A 14,543-nucleotide genomic window follows, 5' to 3' on the forward strand; every position below is an offset into this window, starting at 1 on the left:
AAACGCCCGGTTACATTCCGAACCCGGAAGCTAAGCCTTACAGCGCCGATGGTACTGCAGGGGGGACCCTGTGGGAGAGTAGGACGCCGCCGAACTCCTTTTAGAGCTCTGGCTCTCGGGCATATCGCCCGAGAGCCAGAGCTTTTTTGCGTTGAGGTAGGGTCAGGGGGCATCGTAAGTACGTTTCCCACAGGAGGCCCGCGGGTGGAGGTCCAGGAGACTCGCGTTCAGACGGACCGGGTCCTCACCATCCCCAACATCCTCAGCATGGCGCGGCTGCTTGGCGTGCCGCTCTTCCTGTGGCTGATTCTCAGGCCTGAGTTCGGCGGGCCGAAGAGTGACGGCTGGGCACTTCTGGTGCTGGCTCTGAGTGGCGTCAGTGACTACCTGGACGGCAAGCTCGCGCGGCGCTGGAACCAGATCAGCAGCCTCGGCCGGCTTCTCGACCCCGCGGCCGACAGGCTCTACATTCTCTCGACGTTGGTCGGTCTCACCTGGCGCGAGATTCTGCCCCTCTGGTTGACCGCTGTACTTTTGGCGCGCGAGCTGGTCCTGCTGGTCATGGTGGGCATCCTCAGACGGCATGGCTATCCGCCGCCGCAAGTGAACTTCCTCGGGAAGGCCGCCACCTTCAACCTGATGTATGCCTTCCCGTTGTTGCTGCTCAGTGACGGAACTGGATGGGTCCCGTCACTGGCTGCTATTTTCGGATGGGCGTTCGCCGGATGGGGTACGACGCTGTACTGGTGGGCAGGAGTCCTCTACGTGGTACAAGTCCGCCGCCTTGTCCGTGCGGACGCCATGGCCGATTGAACCCGTGGATTGAAGCGGCCGCAGTGGCTCGATGGCCCGCAGTGGAAAAGTGCGGGACAATCTGGACGGGTGAAGTCGGCTAGACCGTCGTCTCTTCGAGGAGGACGCTTCCGACATGAAGGCCGTCGTGATGGCCGGGGGCGAAGGCACGCGCCTTCGCCCCATGACCTCAAGCATGCCCAAGCCGCTCCTGCCGGTGGCCAACCGGCCGATCATGGAGCACGTTCTGAGGCTGCTCAAAAGGCATGGTCTGAATGAGACCGTCGTGACAGTTCAGTTTCTGGCCTCTCTGGTCAAGAACTACTTCGGTGACGGTGAAGAGCTCGGAATGGAGCTCACCTATGCCAACGAGGAGAAGCCACTCGGTACCGCCGGAAGCGTCAAGAACGCCGAAGAGGCGTTGAAGGACGATGCTTTCCTTGTCATCTCCGGTGATGCCCTGACCGACTTCGACCTCACCGAGCTGATCAATTTCCACAAGGAAAAGGGTGCGCTGGTCACGGTCTGTCTGACGCGTGTGCCCAATCCGCTGGAATTCGGTATCACGATCGTGGACGAGGAAGGTCAGGTCGAGCGCTTCCTTGAGAAGCCGACCTGGGGGCAGGTCTTCTCGGACACCGTGAACACCGGTATCTATGTCATGGAGCCCGAGGTCTTCGACTACGTCGAGGCCGACGTTCCCGTGGACTGGTCCGGCGATGTCTTCCCGCAGTTGATGAAGGAAGGCAAGCCGGTCTACGGATACGTTGCGGAGGGCTATTGGGAGGACGTCGGCACTCACGAGAGCTACGTGAAGGCGCAGGCCGACGTCCTGGAGGGCAAGGTCGACGTCGAGATCGACGGCTTCGAGATCTCGCCGGGTGTGTGGGTGGCGGAAGGCGCCGAGGTGCATCCGGATGCCGTCCTGCGTGGGCCTCTCTACATCGGGGACTACGCCAAGGTCGAGGCCGGTGCGGAAATCCGGGAGCACACCGTTGTCGGCTCGAACGTGGTCGTGAAGAGCGGGGCCTTTCTGCACAAGGCCGTCGTCCACGACAACGTGTACATCGGGCAGCACAGCAATCTGCGGGGTTGTGTCGTCGGAAAGAACACCGACATCATGCGCGCCGCCCGGATCGAGGACGGCGCGGTCATCGGGGACGAGTGCCTGATCGGTGAAGAATCGATCGTGCAGGGCAACGTACGCGTCTATCCGTTCAAGACCATTGAGGCAGGCGCCTTCGTCAACACCTCGGTGATCTGGGAGTCGAGGGGCCAGGCGCATCTCTTCGGTGCCCGTGGTGTCTCCGGGATCCTGAACGTGGAGATCACGCCCGAGCTGGCTGTGCGCCTTGCCGGCGCGTATGCGACGACCCTGAAGAAGGGGTCCACCGTCACGACGGCCCGCGACCACTCCCGGGGCGCGCGGGCGCTGAAGCGGGCGGTCATCTCCGCGTTGCAGGCCAGCGCCATCGATGTACGCGACCTGGAGAACGTCCCGCTGCCTGTGGCGCGGCAGCAGACCGCGCGGGGTAGTGCCGGCGGGATCATGATCCGGACGACGCCCGGAGTGCCGGACTCCGTGGACATCATGTTCTTCGACGGGCGGGGAGCCGACCTGTCGCAGGCCAGTCAGCGGAAGCTGGACCGGGTGTTCGCGCGGCAGGAGTACCGGCGCGCGTTCCCGGGTGAGATCGGGGATCTGCATTTCCCGGCCAGCGTCTTCGACTCCTACACCGGGTCGTTGCTGCGGAACGTCGATACGACGGGCATTTCCGAGTCGGGGCTGAAGGTCGTTGTCGATGCCTCCAACGGCAGCGCGGGGCTTGTGCTGCCCAGTCTGCTCGGGAAGCTCGGAGTGGACTCGCTGACCATCAACCCCGGGCTCGACGAGTCCAGGCCCACAGAGTCGGCGGATGCGCGGCGGTCGGGGCTAGTGCGGCTGGGAGAGATCGTGGCTTCGGCGCGGGCGGCGTTCGGCGTGCGGTTCGACCCCGTCGGCGAGCGGCTGTCGCTGGTCGACGAGAAGGGGCGGATCGTCGAGGACGATCGTGCCCTGCTCGTCATGCTGGACCTCGTGGCCGCGGAGCGGCGCAGTGGGCGGGTGGCGCTGCCGGTGACCACCACGAGGATCGCCGAGCAGGTGGCGGCGTACCACGGGACTCAGGTGGAGTGGACGACGACCTCGCCGGACGACCTGACCCGCGTGGGGCGCGACGACACGACGATCTTCGGTGGTGACGGCAAGGGCGGGTTCATCGTCCCGGAGTTCAGCAGCGTCTTCGACGGTACGGCGGCCTTCGTACGGCTGATCGGTCTGGTGGCGCGTACGCAGCTCACGCTCAGCCAGATCGACGCGCGGATTCCGCGGGCGCATGTCATCAAGCGGGATCTTGCGACTCCGTGGGCCGTCAAGGGGCTTGTGATGCGGCGGGTCGTGGAGGCGGCCGGAGATCGCTTTGTCGACACGACCGATGGTGTGCGGGTCGTGGAGACCGACGGGCGCTGGGTGATGGTCCTGCCCGACCCGGCAGAAGCGGTCACGCATCTGTGGGCGGAGGGGCCGGACGACGCGTCCGCGCAGGCCCTGCTCGATGAATGGGCGGCGGTCGTGGACAGCGCCGGCCGCTGAGGCGCGACCACGCGCGCGTGCCGGGCGGGTCTCCGCAAGGAAGCCCGTCCGGCACGCCAGGTGGGGCCATTCGGAGGTATCGGTGGCGACGTGCGACGATGTGCGGCATGCCGCAGCCCCCCGTTCGGAGCACATCTACGCGTCCCACGCGTCCGGACGCGTCCATGTCGCTGCTCACCAACGTCATGGATCACAGCCTCGACGACGGATATGCCGAGGCAGCCGCCCGTAAGAAGGCGGCCGGCGAGGGTGGGCTGCCGAAGACGCTCAGGGCGAAGCTGGGGCTCGCGGCCGGGCTGGTGCTCGCGGCGCTCGTGGTGACCGTGGGCGCCGCGCAGGCGCGGGTCGCTGCGCCTGTCGTGGCCAAGGAGCGCGAAGAGCTGGTCGACCGTATCGACCGTGAGACCGCGGCGGCGGACGGCTTGGAGGAGAGCGTCGACAAGCTGCGCGACGATGTGAGCGCGCGCCAGCGTGAGGCGCTGAAGGCGTCCGGCGACAGCGATCAGGCGGATCTCGTGGGCATCCTGGCGGGCTCCGTCGAGGTGCACGGGCCCGGGGTGAAGCTGGTCGTGAACGACGCCAAGGAGGCCGGTACCGGCGGCGACGGCGATCCGCGCGGGACGTCGGGATTCTCCGACACCGGCCGTGTGAAGGACCGGGACATGCAGCGCGTGGTCAACGGGCTGTGGGAGTCCGGTGCCGAGGCCGTCGCCATCAACGGGCAGCGCCTGACCGCGCTCTCCGCGATCAGGGCGGCGGGCGACGCGATACTGGTCGACAACAAGCCGCTGGTCCCGCCGTACACGGTGCTTGCGGTGGGGGACGGGGAGCGGCTCCGCGACAGGTTCCAGGCGAGCGCCAACGGGCTGTACCTGGACGCACTGCGCGAGGAGTACGGCATCCGCACCAGCATCTCCGTGGAGGACGACCTCCGTTTGCCCGCCGCACCGAGTGTGATCGTACGTACCGCACAGCCGTACACCGAGAAAACGGAGAAGGGCACATCGTGATCGCCGTACTGGGCCTCGTCGTGGGAGTCGTGGCCGGCCTGTTGGTCCGGCCTGAGGTTCCGGCGGTCGTCGAGCCTTATCTGCCGATTGCCGTCGTGGCGGCTCTGGACGCCGTGTTCGGCGGCCTGCGGGCCATGCTCGACGGCATCTTCGACGACAAGGTCTTCGTCGTGTCGTTCCTGTCCAACGTGGTCGTGGCCGCGCTGATCGTGTTCCTGGGTGACAAGTTGGGCGTGGGAGCCCAGCTGTCCACCGGTGTCGTCGTCGTGCTCGGCATCCGTATCTTCTCGAACGCCGCGGCGATTCGCCGGCACGTGTTCCGGGCGTGAGGCCGATGAGCAACCACGAGGAGAGCGCGGAGAACAGGTTGCGCAAGGAGCTGCCCGAGGAGGTTCCGGCCGCGGAGGCGACCGAGGCCGCGGACAGCGCGCACGAGGAGCAGTCCCCCCAGCTGACCGGTCGGCAGCGGCTGGCGCAGGGGCTGTGGCCGCCCCGGGTCACCAGGGCCCAACTCATCGTCGCCCTGCTGTTGTTCGGCCTCGGGTTCGGCCTGGCCGTCCAGGTCGCGTCGAACAGCGACGGTGACAGTGCCCTGCGCGGCGCACGTCAGGAAGATCTCGTTCGCATCCTCGATGAACTGGATGACCGTACTCAGCGTCTTGAGGACGAGAAGCAAGGTCTCGAGAAGCAGCGGGACGAGCTGGAGAACAGTTCGAACCAGGCCGAGGAGGCCCGCAGGCAGACGGTCGAGAAGGAGAAGCAACTCGGCATTCTGGCGGGCACGGTGGCCGCGCAGGGACCCGGCATCACGATGACCATCGAGGACACGAAGGGGACGGTCGAGGCGGACATGCTGCTCGACGCGATCCAGGAGCTGCGCGCCGCCGGCGCGGAAGCGATCCAGGTGAACGGCGTGCGCGTCGTCGCCGACACCTATCTGACCGATTCGGGCAACAGCGTGAGCGTCGACGGGAACAAGATCAACGCTCCCGTTCGTTTCAAGGTCATCGGCAAGCCGCAGGACCTCGAACCGGCGCTCAACATCCCTGGAGGCGTGGTGCAGACCTTCGAGAAGGAGCAGGCCACCGTGACCATCGAGCGGTCGGACAAGATCGTCGTGGACGCCTTGCGAGCGGCGAAGCGGCCTGACTACGCTCGGTCGTCCTCGCAGTGAACCGGGGGTGCATGGGGGACGTCCGGCGAGGGCATGAGGTTGCGGGGGGTCGGCGCACCGAATGGGTGGTGCGTGGTGGAAACTGTCTGGTGGAGACGGACGTTGTGAGGATGTCCGGGTCGGTCAGAGAGTGCAGTCAGGGTTCGTCCTGCCCCACGGGCGGGTCTGTTTCGGTCAAGGGGAATCGCCCGTGAAGTTGTTTGCGAAGTTGTTCGGCAAGAGCGCGCGAGAGGGTAGCGACAACGCGACCGCTCGTCACCGCGCACAGGGGGACGAAGAGGGCCAGCGCCCCCTGTTCCGGGACCAGGTGGCTGGGCCGGGCGGTGACATTTCCGGAGGTCAGGGCGCGCCGTCGGTTGACCCTGGCCAGTCCGGCGGCATAGGTTTCGGGCAACCGTCAACCTCAAGTACGGGTGGAGGGTTTTCCCCGATGTCGGCCCTGGTGTGTACGAGGTGCGGTAACCGCAACGCGGAGAACAGCCGCTTCTGTTCCAACTGTGGCGCGCCGCTGCGGGCCGGTGCGGCGCCCGAGCGTCCGTCCGAGACGACCTCCACGATCTCCATCTCCGGTCTGGAGGCCTACGACGCCGAGACCACCGGTCAGACTGCGATCCCGGCGCTGTCCCCCGAGGCGCAGGCCGCCGTGGACGCGCTGCCGCTGGGCTCCGCGCTCCTGGTGGTGCGCCGTGGGCCGAACTCGGGCAGCCGGTTCCTGCTGGACGGCGACCTGACCACGGCCGGGCGTCACCCGCAGAGTGACATCTTCCTGGACGACGTCACGGTCTCGCGCCGGCACGTGGAGTTCCGCCGGGCGCAGGACGGCTCGTTCACGGTGGCCGACGTCGGCAGTCTGAACGGCACGTACGTCAACCGTGAGCGGATCGACCAGGTCGCTCTGAACAACGGCGACGAGGTGCAGATCGGCAAGTACCGGCTGGTCTTCTACGCGAGCCAGCGGGGCTACTGACCCTCCCCCGGAGCCCGTCCGGGGAGAACCAGGGAAGGTCCATGCTGAAAACACCGAGCGGCGGTGCCGGGCACGGCATCGCCGCCACGGACGGTCGGCTGCTGAGCATCGGCGCGGTGCTGAACGTGCTGCGCGAGGAGTTCCCTGACATCACCATCTCCAAGATCCGTTTCCTGGAGTCGGAGGGTCTCGTCGAGCCGCAGCGGACCCCCTCTGGGTATCGCAAGTTCAGCGCGCGGGACGTCGAGCGGCTCGGCCATGTGCTGCGGATGCAGCGGGACCACTATCTGCCGCTCAAAGTGATCCGCGAGCACCTGGACGCCATGGAGCGTGGTGAGGCCGCGGCGCTGCCGACCGTGTGCCGCCAACGGGATGGAGAAACGGTCCTGGAGGCCGTCGAGGCGCCCACGGCGGCCCGGATCGGGCGGGCCGCGCTGCTCGCCGCGGCCGAGATCGGTGAGCAGGAGCTCGCGGAGTGGGAGTCGTACGGCCTGATCACGCCGCTGCCGGACGGGGCGTACGACGCGGAGGCGGTCACGGTGGCGGGGCTCGTCGCGGAGCTCGGGCGGTTCGGGATCGAGCCGCGGCATCTGCGGGTGATGAAGGGCGCCGCCGACCGTGAGGCCGGGCTGGTGGACCAGGTCGTGGCGCCGCTGCGACGGCACCGCAACCCGCAGACCAGGGCTCACGCCGAGGCGCGCGCCAAGGAGCTGGCGGGCCTCACGGTGAAGCTGCACGCCGCGCTCGTGCAGACCGCTCTCGGGGTGCGGCTGCCCTGAGCGGGGCATGCACAGGAAGGCCGGATCGGCCACCCGTTCTCTGCCCGACTACCCAAACGTCCCGAGCACGGCCTAGGGTTGCTGTGTGAACGAGCTCGATGTCGTAGGTGTCCGGGTCGAAATGCCCTCCAACCAACCGATCGTGCTCCTGCGTGAAGTGGGAGGCGACCGCTACCTCCCCATCTGGATCGGGCCGGGGGAGGCGACGGCCATCGCCTTCGCCCAGCAGGGCATGGCCCCCGCGCGACCGCTGACCCACGACCTGTTCAAGGACGTGCTGGAGGCCGTCGGCCAGGAGCTCACCGAAGTGCGCATCACGGACCTGCGTGAGGGTGTCTTCTACGCCGAGCTGGTGTTCGCCAGTGGCGTCGAGGTGAGCGCCCGCCCGTCCGATGCCATAGCGCTGGCCCTGCGCACCGGAACGCCGATCTACGGCAGTGACGGGGTCCTCGACGACGCGGGCATCGCGATTCCGGACGAGCAGGAGGACGAGGTGGAGAAGTTCCGCGAGTTCCTCGACCAGATCTCGCCCGAGGACTTCGGCACCAGCAGCCAGTGAGACCCCGAAGACGGTGAGGAGAGATGGGCGGCGGGGCTGCGGACTTGCGGTCCGTGGTGGCGCGGCCCACAGTCGGTTACAACTCAAATGCCGGCATTTGCCAGCGGCCAGGGAGAGCGTCCTGCGGCCCGCTCCGAGCGCATTCGGCTAGCCTTTCCCCGCGGTGGGGTACGGGAAACCACTCCTAGGGTGATTATCACTCGGCGTGCCGAGTGTGGCGATCGTTGACGCACCCCTGGTGACTGCCTACCGTCGAGAAGGCAGGTCAAGGACGGAGGTCGGCGTGAGAAGCAGCGGCGACGGTACGGCTGGGGGTGCCCCCGGACGTCTCGGGGCGAGCGGCCCGTACCCGCTTCACGGCAGCCCGCTCCAGGGCAGCGCGGCCGATCACGCTCCGCAGCGACCGACGGCCGTGCCGAGCAGCGGCGGAGGGGCGGCGTCCATGGAGACCGAGCAGATCGGCTATCGGGGTCCGACGGCGTGTGCGGCCGCCGGCATCACCTATCGGCAACTGGACTACTGGGCGCGTACAGGCCTCGTCGAGCCCAGTGTGCGGCCCGCCTACGGGTCGGGGACCCAGCGGCTGTACAGCTTCCGGGACGTCGTCGTTCTGAAGATCGTCAAGCGGTTCCTCGACACCGGTGTGTCGCTGCAGAACATCCGCACCGCCGTTCAGCATCTGCGGGAGCGGGGCTTTCGCGATCTGGAGCGCATGACGCTGATGAGTGACGGCGCGACGGTGTACGAGTGCACGTCGCCGGACGAGGTGCACGCGCTGCTTCAGGGTGGGCAGGGGATCTTCGGGATCGCTGTGGGTGTGGTGTGGCGGGACGTCGAGACCGCCTTGTCGCAGCTGCACGGGGAGCGGATCGACACCGGGGAGACGCTGGTCGGGCACAATCCGGCGGACGAGCTCGCGCGGCGGCGCAACCGGGCCGTCTGAGCTCGGTTTCGGCGTCGGCAGCCGTAGGCCTTGGCCGGAGGGCCGTGGAGCAGGCGGTCGTAGCAGCGCATTGTCAGTGGCGTGAGGCAGCATCGGAGATGTGAGGAACGCGCCTACGATCCTGCATCTCGACATGGATGCCTTCTACGCCTCGGTGGAGCAGGCGTCCAAGCCGAGCCTGCGCGGGAAGGCCGTGGTCGTGGGCGGGCTCGGGCCGCGGGGGGTCGTCGCCACCGCGTCCTATGAGGCTCGGGTGTTCGGGGTGCACTCGGCGATGCCCATGGCCCAGGCGCGTCGGCTGGCGCCGAATGCCGCGTATCTCGTGCCGCGCTTCGGGATCTACCGGGACATCAGCGAGCAGGTCATGGCGTTGCTGCGCGAGTTGTCGCCGCTGGTGGAGCCGTTGAGCCTGGATGAGGCCTTCGTGGATCTGGAGGCCGGGGGTTCGGCCTGGGACGAGGCTTCGGCGCGGTTGGTGGGGGCGAGGCTGCGGGCCGACATACGGGCGGTCACGGGGCTCGCGGGGTCGGTGGGGCTGGCGGCGTCCAAGATGCTCGCGAAGATCGCGTCGGAGCAGGCCAAGCCCGACGGGCTGGTGGTGATCGAGCCGGGGACGGAGCGGGCGTTGCTCGGGCCGATGTCGGTGCGGACCCTGCCGGGGGTGGGGCCGGCGACCGGGGACCATCTGCGGCGGGCCGGGATCCACACCGTGGACGAGATCGCCGAGGCGGGGGAGGACGAGCTCGTACGGCTGCTCGGCAAGGCTCATGGGCATGCCCTATACGCCATGGCGCTGGCCCATGACGATCGGCCGGTGGTGGCCGAGCGGGAGGCCAAGTCGGTGTCGGTCGAGGACACCTACGACGTGGACATCCATGACCGGGTGCGGGTGGGGCTTGAGGTGCAGCGACTGGCCGACCGGTGTGTGCGGCGGTTGCGGGGGGCCGGTTTGTCGGGGCGGACCATCGTCCTGAAGGTGCGCAGATACGACTTCTCCACGCTGACCCGTTCGGAGACGCTGCGTGGGCCCACGGACGACCCGGCGGTGGTGCGGGAGGCCGCGGCTCGGCTGCTGGACTCCGTGGACACGACAGGTGGGGTGCGGTTGCTGGGGGTGGGAGTCAGCGGGCTGGCCGACTACACGCAGGAGGACCTGTTCGCACAGGTGGCGGGGGACGGTGCGGAGCAGTTCGTGGAGGACGGTGAGGAGGAGCCGGCCGGGGAGCAGCGGGTGGCCGGGCCGGTGGAGCGTCGGTGGGTCGCGGGGCACGATGTGCGGCACGTCGAGTATGGGCACGGGTGGGTGCAGGGGAGCGGGGTCGGGCGGGTGACCGTGCGGTTCGAGACGCCTGAGTCGTCCGAGCCGGGGCGGGTGCGGACGTTTCGGGTCGATGATCCGGAGTTGGAGGGGGCGGAGCCGTTGCCGTTGGTGCGGGACAGACCGGCGGGGCCTGGGCTGCTGGAGAAAGGGGAGGGGGGAGTGGGGGACGTGCCTGTGGCGCCCGGTTGATGGGTGTAGCTGCTTCTGACCGGGTGGGAGTGCGGGTCAGGGGTGGGTCTGCCTGGGGCCGTTGTCCTCCGGGGATTCCAGGCCCGCGATGTTGCCGAAGTCCCGGTCCGGGGGCGGGGGCGGCGGGGCTACGTCGAGGCCGTAGTGGTGGTAGAGCTGGAGTTCCTGCTCGGGGGAGAGGTGGCGGCCCACGCCGAAGTCGGGGGCGTCCTTGATCAGGGCGCGGTCGAAGGGGATGTGGAGGCTGCCCTCCACCAGTTCGCTGGGCTCCAGGGGGACGAAGGCGTCGCGGGAGAACAGGCCGGTGCGTATCGCCGCCCATTCCGGCACTCCGGTCGCGTCATCGAGGTAGACCTCGTCGATGGTGCCGATCTTGGTGCCGTTGCGGTCGAAGGCCTTGCGGCCGATCAGATTGCGCGGATCGATGTCGGTCTGCACGGGCCCTCCACTTGTTCGCAACTCATACGGAAGCAGTCGTAAGCACTACGAAAAGGCAGATTGGTGAGCGCGGCCACTCGAAGGTCCGTGCGTCGACCCCGCTGGTAGGCTGGCTAGCGGCTGCTGACCCCGTGCGGGAGAGTCCTCCGGACACCATCCGGAGGCGCCGAAGGAGCAAATCCTCCCCGGAATCTCTCAGGCACACGTACCGCACGGACGAGGTCACTCTGGAAAGCAGGGCGGGTGTCGACGGCTTCCGCTCTCACCGACGGTGAAAGCCGGGCGCTCTGTGGTGACCCGGTGAAGCTCTCAGGTTGAGATGACAGAGGGGGAGGCCGTCGGGGTACCCGCGCCGTGGTGCCCCTCGAAGGTCGTGTCAGACCAGGAGGCCTCCGCAATGACCGCCCATCGCATTCCGCTCTCCGAGCTCGAACAGGGGATCCCTTTCGAGCAGCGTCACATCGGTCCTGATCATGAGGCGCGGGCCAAGATGCTCGCCCACGTCGGGTACGGCTCGCTCGACGAGCTCACCGCAGCCGCCGTGCCGGATGTGATCAAGAACGCCGACTCCCTCGACCTGCCGGGGGCGCGTACCGAGCCCGAGGTGCTCGCCGAGCTGCGGTCGCTCGCCGATCGCAACCAGGTACTCGACTCCATGATCGGCCTCGGGTACTACGGGACCTTCACGCCGCCGGTCATCCTGCGGAATGTCATGGAGAACCCGGCCTGGTACACGGCCTACACGCCGTATCAGCCCGAGATCTCGCAGGGGCGGCTCGAGGCGCTGCTCAACTTCCAGACCATGGTCGCCGACCTCACCGGGCTGCCGACCTCCGGTGCCTCGCTGCTCGACGAGGGGACCGCCGCGGCCGAGGCCATGTCCCTGTCACGGCGCATGGGCAAGAACAAGAAGGGGCTCTTCCTGGTCGACGCGGATGTGCTTCCGCAGACCGTCGCCGTGATCGAGACCCGGGCCGAGCCGACGGGGGTCGAGGTCGTCGTCGCCGACCTCAGCGAGGGGATTCCGGCCGACGTCGCCTCCCGTGAGATCAACGGCGTGCTCCTTCAGTACCCGGGTGCCTCCGGTGTCGTCCGCGACCTCAAGCCCGTCATCGAGCAGGCCCACGAGCTCGGCGCCCTTGTCACCGTCGCCGCCGATCTGCTCGCGCTCACGCTGCTGAAGTCACCCGGTGAGCTCGGGGCGGACATCGCGGTCGGGACGACGCAGCGGTTCGGTGTGCCGATGGGCTTCGGCGGGCCGCACGCCGGCTACATGGCCGTACACGAGAAGTTCGCGCGCAGCCTGCCCGGGCGGCTCGTCGGCGTGTCCGTGGACGCGGACGGGAACAAGGCGTACCGGCTGGCGCTGCAGACGCGTGAGCAGCACATCCGGCGGGAGAAGGCCACCAGTAACATCTGTACCGCTCAGGTGCTGCTCGCCGTGATGGCCGGGATGTACGCGGTGTACCACGGGCCCGACGGGCTGCGCGGCATCGCCCGGCGCACGCACCGGTACGCCTCCGTCCTGGCCGCCGGGCTCGCTGCCGGTGGTGTCGAGGTCGTGCACGGCTCCTACTTCGACACGCTGACCGCACGGGTGCCGGGGAAGGCCGCCGAGGTGGTCGCCGCCGCCCGGCAGAACGGGGTCAACCTGCACCTCGTCGACGCCGACCACGTCTCCGCCGCCTGCGACGAGACCACGAACCGGGCCCAGCTGGGTGCCGTGTGGACGGCGTTCGGGGTCGAGGGGGACGTCGAGGCGCTGGACGCGGTGACCGAGGACGCGCTGGCGGGCGGGCTGCTGCGGAGCGACGAGTACCTCACGCACCCCGTGTTCCACGAGCACCGTTCCGAGACCGCGATGCTGCGCTACCTGCGCAGGCTCGCCGACCGCGACTACGCGCTGGACCGCGGCATGATCCCGCTGGGGTCCTGCACGATGAAGCTCAACGCGACCACCGAGATGGAGCCGGTCACCTGGCCGGAGTTCGGGCAGCTGCACCCCTTCGCGCCCGCCGAGCAGGCGCAGGGCTATCTGACGCTCATCCGTGAGCTGGAGGAACGTCTCGCCGAGGTCACCGGCTACGACAAGGTCTCGTTGCAGCCCAACGCCGGGTCGCAGGGGGAGCTGGCCGGGCTGCTCGCCGTACGCGCATACCACCGGGCCAACGGTGACGAGCAGCGGACCGTGTGTCTGATTCCGTCGTCCGCCCACGGGACCAACGCGGCCAGTGCCGTCATGGCCGGGATGAAGGTCGTCGTCGTGAAGACCGCCGAGGACGGCGAGATCGACGTCGAGGACCTGCGGGCGAAGATCGAGAAGCACCGGGACGAGCTGTCGGTGCTGATGATCACGTACCCGTCGACGCACGGTGTGTTCGAGGAGCATGTCGCCGACATCTGTGCGCAGGTGCACGAGGCCGGTGGGCAGGTTTATGTGGATGGTGCGAACCTCAATGCCCTGGTGGGGCTCGCCAAGCCGGGCCACTTCGGCGGTGACGTCTCGCACCTGAATCTGCACAAGACCTTCTGCATTCCGCACGGTGGTGGCGGTCCGGGTGTCGGGCCGGTCGGTGTGCGGGCGCATCTTGCGCCGTATCTGCCGAACCACCCGATGCAGCCCGCTGCCGGGCCGGAGACGGGGGTCGGGCCGATCTCCGCCGCGCCCTGGGGATCCGCGGGGATCCTGCCGATCTCGTGGGCGTATGTACGGCTGATGGGTGGCGAGGGGCTGAAGCGGGCCACGCAGGTGGCGGTGCTGTCCGCCAACTACATCGCCAAGCGGCTGGAGCCGCACTACCCGGTGCTGTACACCGGGCCGGGTGGGCTCGTCGCGCACGAGTGCATCATCGATCTGCGGCCGCTGACGAAGGCGACCGGGGTGAGCGTCGACGACGTGGCCAAGCGGCTCATCGACTACGGCTTCCATGCGCCGACGATGTCGTTCCCGGTGGCGGGGACGCTGATGATCGAGCCGACCGAGTCCGAGGATCTGGGGGAACTCGACCGGTTCTGCGAGGCGATGATCGCTATTCGGGCGGAGATCGAGAAGGTCGGGGCGGGGGAGTGGTCTGCCGAGGACAATCCGTTGCGGAATGCTCCGCATACTGCTGGGGCGCTGAGTGGGGAGTGGGGGCACGCCTACAGCCGTGAGGAGGCTGTGTTCCCGGCCGGGGGGTCGGTCGCTGACAAGTACTGGCCGCCTGTGCGGCGGATTGATCAGGCGTTCGGGGATCGGAATCTCGTATGTTCGTGTCCGCCGATGGATGCGTATGAGGGCTGACGTCTGCGGGGTGTGCTTGCGGGCTTGTAGCGCCTCAGGGTAGGTGCGCCTGCGGGGCAGGTGCGCTGTGGGGGTAGGTGTGAGGGGCTCCGTCCCGGTCGTGGTTGGCCGGGGCGGGGCCCTTTTGTGGTTCATGTTGTTGTCGGTGCCACCTCTCTTGCCTTGATCAGTGCGGTGACGGGCATTTCGGGGGGCAGGGCGAGGTCTGTGGTGGCGTCGGTGGTGATGGCTGCGGTCAGGGCTGTGCCGTCTACGCGATGGCTGTGATGGTGCCGGGGAGTTGGTTGCGGATGCTCAGGGGCATGGGGGTGCCTCGCCGACGGCGGGGGTGGTGGGGGAGGGGGGCTCGGGTGCGCGGTGGCTGCTGGTCGGTTGCTACGGGCGGTTTCTCGCCCCCGCCGCCCCTACCCGTCCCATCCCTTGAAGGGGCTCCGCCCCTTCGACCCCGCTGTCGGC

Annotated in this window: 13 protein-coding genes, 1 rRNA gene and 1 riboswitch; of the genes, 12 read left to right on the forward strand and 2 right to left on the reverse strand. The window is 68.3% G+C overall.

The features are described from left to right. From rrf to ACFZBP_RS17925, 11 genes are all read left to right on the forward strand, one after another. A 5S ribosomal RNA gene (gene rrf, locus ACFZBP_RS17875) occupies positions 1-95 on the forward strand; the annotation flags it as partial. A gap of 109 nt (positions 96-204) precedes the next feature. Continuing rightward, positions 205-813 (forward strand): CDP-alcohol phosphatidyltransferase family protein, encoded by a 609-nt coding sequence (locus tag ACFZBP_RS17880; RefSeq protein WP_391414152.1) that lies wholly within the window; start codon positions 205-207, stop codon positions 811-813. Positions 814-928: 115 nt separating this feature from the next. Beyond that, positions 929-3,424 (forward strand): sugar phosphate nucleotidyltransferase, encoded by a 2,496-nt coding sequence (locus ACFZBP_RS17885; RefSeq protein ID WP_383453445.1) that lies wholly within the window; start codon positions 929-931, stop codon positions 3,422-3,424. 98 nt (positions 3,425-3,522) lie between these two features. After that, positions 3,523-4,434, forward strand: a complete 912-nt coding sequence (locus ACFZBP_RS17890; RefSeq protein ID WP_391414154.1) for a DUF881 domain-containing protein — start codon at positions 3,523-3,525, stop codon at positions 4,432-4,434. Continuing rightward, positions 4,431-4,763, forward strand: coding sequence for a small basic family protein (locus ACFZBP_RS17895; RefSeq protein WP_003988855.1), 333 nt, complete (start codon positions 4,431-4,433; stop codon positions 4,761-4,763). The genes ACFZBP_RS17890 and ACFZBP_RS17895 overlap by 4 nt, the downstream gene beginning before the upstream one ends. Positions 4,764-4,768: 5 nt before the next feature. After that, positions 4,769-5,608, forward strand: a complete 840-nt coding sequence (locus ACFZBP_RS17900; RefSeq protein WP_383453449.1) for a DUF881 domain-containing protein — start codon at positions 4,769-4,771, stop codon at positions 5,606-5,608. 61 nt (positions 5,609-5,669) lie between these two features. Next, positions 5,670-6,575 carry an FHA domain-containing protein gene (locus ACFZBP_RS17905; RefSeq protein WP_383453451.1) on the forward strand — a complete coding sequence of 302 codons (906 nt, stop codon included), beginning with the start codon at positions 5,670-5,672 and terminating at the stop codon, positions 6,573-6,575. Between the two features lie 41 nt (positions 6,576-6,616). Continuing rightward, positions 6,617-7,354: a MerR family transcriptional regulator gene (locus ACFZBP_RS17910; protein WP_383453453.1), complete on the forward strand. Its 738-nt coding sequence runs from the start codon at positions 6,617-6,619 to the stop codon at positions 7,352-7,354. 85 nt (positions 7,355-7,439) lie between these two features. Continuing rightward, positions 7,440-7,913 (forward strand): bifunctional nuclease family protein, encoded by a 474-nt coding sequence (locus tag ACFZBP_RS17915; protein WP_004002801.1) that lies wholly within the window; start codon positions 7,440-7,442, stop codon positions 7,911-7,913. A gap of 283 nt (positions 7,914-8,196) precedes the next feature. After that, positions 8,197-8,856 carry a MerR family transcriptional regulator gene (locus tag ACFZBP_RS17920; protein ID WP_383453455.1) on the forward strand — a complete coding sequence of 220 codons (660 nt, stop codon included), beginning with the start codon at positions 8,197-8,199 and terminating at the stop codon, positions 8,854-8,856. 100 nt (positions 8,857-8,956) lie between these two features. Beyond that, positions 8,957-10,366 carry a DNA polymerase IV gene (locus tag ACFZBP_RS17925; protein ID WP_391414158.1) on the forward strand — a complete coding sequence of 470 codons (1,410 nt, stop codon included), beginning with the start codon at positions 8,957-8,959 and terminating at the stop codon, positions 10,364-10,366. 36 nt (positions 10,367-10,402) lie between these two features. Here the strand turns inward: ACFZBP_RS17925 and ACFZBP_RS17930 are convergent, their stop codons facing one another. After that, positions 10,403-10,804, reverse strand: a complete 402-nt coding sequence (locus tag ACFZBP_RS17930) for a PRC-barrel domain-containing protein (RefSeq protein WP_383453460.1) — start codon at positions 10,802-10,804, stop codon at positions 10,403-10,405. Between the two features lie 124 nt (positions 10,805-10,928). Further along, a riboswitch (glycine riboswitch) is annotated at positions 10,929-11,025 on the forward strand. 176 nt (positions 11,026-11,201) lie between these two features. On the opposite strand from ACFZBP_RS17930, the gene gcvP reads away from it, so the two are divergent. Next, entirely contained in the window at positions 11,202-14,087 is a 2,886-nt protein-coding gene (gene gcvP, locus ACFZBP_RS17935; RefSeq protein ID WP_383453464.1) for an aminomethyl-transferring glycine dehydrogenase, read from the forward strand. Between the two features lie 131 nt (positions 14,088-14,218). Here gcvP and ACFZBP_RS17940 read toward each other — a convergent pair whose 3' ends face one another. Beyond that, the gene (locus ACFZBP_RS17940) at positions 14,219-14,326 is read right to left on the reverse strand and encodes a TOBE domain-containing protein (RefSeq protein WP_383453926.1); all 108 of its coding nucleotides are present in this window, start codon (positions 14,324-14,326) and stop codon (positions 14,219-14,221) included. Positions 14,327-14,543: the final 217 nt, after the last annotated feature.

It is taken from the genome of Streptomyces sp. NPDC008086 (assembly GCF_042957325.1).
Lineage (GTDB): Bacteria > Actinomycetota > Actinomycetes > Streptomycetales > Streptomycetaceae > Streptomyces.